Source organism: Rhizobium rosettiformans W3 (assembly GCF_004912135.1).
GTDB classification, from domain to species: Bacteria; Pseudomonadota; Alphaproteobacteria; order Rhizobiales; family Rhizobiaceae; genus Allorhizobium; species Allorhizobium rosettiformans.
Map to the genome: position 1 here is coordinate 1 of NZ_STGU01000079.1, position 730 is coordinate 730.

Genomic DNA, 730 nt, shown 5'->3' on the forward strand with positions numbered 1-730 from the left:
TGGTTGCGGGGGCAGGATTTGAACCTGCGGCCTTCAGGTTATGAGCCTGACGAGCTACCGGGCTGCTCCACCCCGCGCCAAGAGCGTCGAACGGCTGTTCTAACGCATGAAAGACTTTTTAAAGCGAAAGGGCCGCTTTGAGAGCGGCCCTAAGATTTCGGCTTGGGCCGAGTGTGTGTTGAGAAGATTTTGATTGCCTTTAGCAGACCTGGCAGCGACCTACTCTCCCGCGTCTTGAGACGAAGTACCATTGGCGCTGGGGCGTTTCACGGCCGTGTTCGGAATGGGAACGGGTGCAGCCACCCCGCCATAACCACCAGGTCGGCTAAGGGCAATCAATTGAGAAGCTGGCACAGGCATTCGCCTGATTTATTTTTTTGAACACGTCTTTTCTCTGCCTTCGTCTGCGTGGGACTACCCATACAGGCCGATAGGCCGTCGCCAATCGTTTGGCGGCCCGTCCGGAGCGCAAAGCGCGTCAGGACAAAAGAGAAGCATCATCGGCGCTGCAGCGCAGCGCTGATGAACACAAGCAATGAGAACGATCAAGCCAATCGAGCTATTAGTAACGGTAAGCTTCACACATTGCTGCGCTTCCACACCCGTCCTATCAACGTGGTCGTCTTCCACGGCTCTGATAGGGAATACTCGTTTTCAGGTGGGTTTCCCGCTTAGATGCCTTCAGCGGTTATCCCTTCCATATATAGCTACCCTGCTATGCCCTTGGCAG

1 tRNA gene and 2 rRNA genes are annotated in these 730 nt (G+C 55.2%); all 3 read right to left on the bottom strand.

The annotated features are described in order from the left end of the window. Positions 1 to 77, bottom strand: a tRNA-Met gene (locus FAA86_RS24420). Between the two features lie 129 nt (positions 78 to 206). Continuing rightward, a 5S ribosomal RNA gene (gene rrf / locus FAA86_RS24425) occupies positions 207 to 321 on the bottom strand. A gap of 220 nt (positions 322 to 541) precedes the next feature. Beyond that, a 23S ribosomal RNA gene (locus FAA86_RS24430) occupies positions 542 to 730 on the bottom strand; the annotation flags it as partial.